The sequence below is a fragment of the Shewanella hafniensis genome, assembly GCF_019655335.1.
GTDB classification, from domain to species: domain Bacteria; phylum Pseudomonadota; class Gammaproteobacteria; order Enterobacterales; family Shewanellaceae; genus Shewanella; species Shewanella hafniensis.
This window is the reverse complement of record NZ_BPFD01000155.1, coordinates 1-2802: the sequence shown is the minus strand read 5'-3', so window position 1 is coordinate 2802 and position 2802 is coordinate 1. Positions and strand designations below refer to the sequence as shown.

The following is a 2802-nucleotide window of genomic DNA, read 5'->3' as shown; positions in this document are numbered from 1 at the left end:
TTATTATAATAATCATATTTTAATACAGTTACTTAGGTTGGTTTTGTTATGAATGGTAAGGCTATGCCAAAAATCGTATATGTTGATATGGACGATGTGCTTGTAAATTATACAGAAGCTGTAACCTTTAAAAAACTCCAGAAACCTGAGCAGGCATACCCTCAAGCTGAATTGGGTTTTTTCAGCTGCTTAGCCCCTAAAATAGGTGGCATTGCTGTGATGAAAAAGATGCTTGAACATCCAGAAATTGAACCTTATATAGCCACAGCGCCAAGTCTGCAAAATCCATTGTGTTATATGGAGAAGCGTATTTGGGTAGAGCAACACTTAGGCATGGAATATGTCAGTCGTCTTATCATCATTCCGAACAAAGGATTACTGAAGGGAGATATTCTTATCGACGACCACGTTGAAGGAAAGGGCCAAGAGTTTTTTAAGGGGGATTTGTGGCAGTTTGGTTCGATTCGCTTTCCAGACTGGAGTGCTGTTGAGATTGAATTATTTAATAACTTGCTTTGATGATTAAAGATCCTTTCAATTGTAGTTCTTGTTTTCACTGGAAACAGCTTTTTATCGATAGCCCTCGTTTGCTTATTGCCTGCGCTGATCTTGTTTCCATTGGAAACAAGCTAGTTTCTTAGTGATCAGCTGTAGCTATTTGTCTGAGCTATTCTTGTTTCCAGTGGAAACAAAGACCTTATTGATGTCTATTGTTCGCGGTTTTTAACGGCCGGATGACTTTTAGGAAACCGCTGGGTTGCGGCTACAGGTCGATTCAGCGGGTTTGTTTCCACTGGAAACAGCTTTTTATCGATGGCCCACGTAGGCTTACTGCCTGAGTTAATCTTGTTTCCAGTGGAAACAACTTTCTTGTCAAAGCCCAAGGTGGTTTTTGCCTGCGTGAATCTTGTTTCCACTGGAAACAAAGACCTCATTGATGTCTATTATTCGCGGTTTTTAACGGCCGGATGACTTTTAGGAAACCGCTGGGTTGCGGCTACAGGTCGATTCAGCGGGTTTGTTCCCACTGGAAACAGCTTTTTATCGATGGCCCAGGTAGGCTTATTGCCTGAGTTAATCTTATTTCCAGTGGAAACAACGACCTCATTGATGTCTATTGTTCGCGGTTTTAACGGCCGGATGACTTTGAGGCAACTGCTGGGTTGCGGCTACAGGTCAATTCAGCGGGTTTGTTTCCAGTGGAAACAGCTTTTTTATCGATGGCCCACACGTTGGGTTATTGTCTGCGTGAATCTTGTTTCCACTGGAAACAAAGACCTCATTGATGTCTATTGTTCGCGGTGTTTAACGGCCGGATTGACTTTGATACAACCGCTGGGTTGCGGCTACAGGTCAATTCAGCGGGTTTGTTTCTAGTGGAAACAGCTTTTTTATCTATAGCCCTCGTTTGCTTATTGCCTGCGCTGATCTTGTTTCCATTGGAAACAAGCTAGTTTCTTAGTGATCAGCTGTAGCTATTTGTCTGGGCTATTCTTGTTTCCATTGGAAACAAGCTAGTTTCTTAGTGATCAGCTGTAGCTATTTGTCTGGGCTATTCTTGTTTCCAGTGGAAACAACGACCTCATTGATGTCTATTGTTCGCGGTTTTAACGGCCGGATGACTTTGCGGCAACCGCTGGGTTGTGGCAACAGGTCGATTCAGCGGGTTTGTTTCCACTGGAAACAGCTTTTTATCGATGGCCCACGTAGGCTTACTGCCTGCGTTGATCTTGTTTCTTAGTGATCAACACGGCCTGTGGAGTCTTTGCATGGCTTGAGGTTATAGTTACTTTTGGTAAAGCAAATTATAACTTCTTGCCATGCTATCTAAAAATAACTCTCGGAAGAGCAATAGACCCTAGGCAGATTCCTTACTATGGTCATGGATTTCTGAGTTTTTTCTTATCTATTTCTTTGGCTTACATCTTTTCACAAGCACTATGCTGCCAATAATCATTAGTGCAATTGGTAGTAAAAATTCCATCATTTTTCCTTAACCGCCCTATAGGCGTCATTCACTAATTTGTCTGGTTAGTTACATTGATGTTTAGCAAAACCGGAACATCATGTACTTAAAACGCACCCATGGATCCTCGGGCTCGGGTGTATTTGCATAACGTCTATCATAGGCTAAAACACCGAAGGCGTACTTAATATGCAGTATTAACGGAGGTAAAAGGCAATTCATATCCTCAGTATAGATAAACCAGCAAAAGCACATGATGGTGATAATGCTCAAAAGGACTAAAGGTATCCATTTGGCAAGTGTTTTGTCGTTTAGATGACGGCGCATAATTAGAAACCATCCCCAAATCCACTGTCGAAATCGCAGCTAAATGTGTCGTTAGGCAATGACCAAGCATCATCGCTTATGCTGCTATTACACGTCGATGTGTCGGATTCAGTAATGCCAAATGGGTTGCCATGCACATCGACTCCTGTGTTACCTATCATAGGTGTGCCATCAATGTTTACGATCGGGCCGTTGTGATTATTGTCAGTCATGCTGTTATTCCTTTAATGTGATTAAGAGTAAAGCTCCTAAATTGACATTAATGAAAAAAAGCACTTTTTCAAGCATATTTTTCGCAATGGTGGACAATAAAAATGTTGAGTGAGTTTTGTAGTTTTTCTTTCATTTTTTTATCTTGTCTCGGACTTCACACTCACATTATTGACGACATTTTAATGCTGAGCTTGCAGGTTGGCGTTAACAGAATGTGCTTTTGACGAGCAAAAATCGGTACGATTTTCTGCGACAAAAGTGCTTGTGATAACAAGCTTTCAAGCGCGGATTTGGGC

The 2802-nt window shown here is 41.6% G+C and carries 2 protein-coding genes; one reads left to right on the top strand and one right to left on the bottom strand.

The annotated features are described in order from the left end of the window. Nucleotides 1-63: 63 nt before the first annotated feature. Nucleotides 64-519 carry a 5' nucleotidase, NT5C type gene (locus K5Q99_RS21550; protein ID WP_107404925.1) on the top strand — a complete coding sequence of 152 codons (456 nt, stop codon included), beginning with the start codon at nt 64-66 and terminating at the stop codon, nt 517-519. 1776 nt (nt 520-2295) lie between these two features. Here the strand turns inward: K5Q99_RS21550 and K5Q99_RS21545 are convergent. Continuing rightward, the gene (locus K5Q99_RS21545) at nt 2296-2505 is read right to left on the bottom strand and encodes a hypothetical protein (protein WP_220778090.1); all 210 of its coding nucleotides are present in this window, start codon (nt 2503-2505) and stop codon (nt 2296-2298) included. Between the last annotated feature and the right edge of the window lie 297 nt (nt 2506-2802).

Excerpts from the sequence above, each read along its gene's own strand:
- K5Q99_RS21550 (WP_107404925.1), top strand. The coding sequence starts at position 64 with ATGCCAAAAATCGTATATGTTGATATGGACGATGTGCTTGTAAATTAT.
- K5Q99_RS21545 (WP_220778090.1), bottom strand. The coding sequence starts at position 2,505 with ATGACTGACAATAATCACAACGGCCCGATCGTAAACATTGATGGCACA.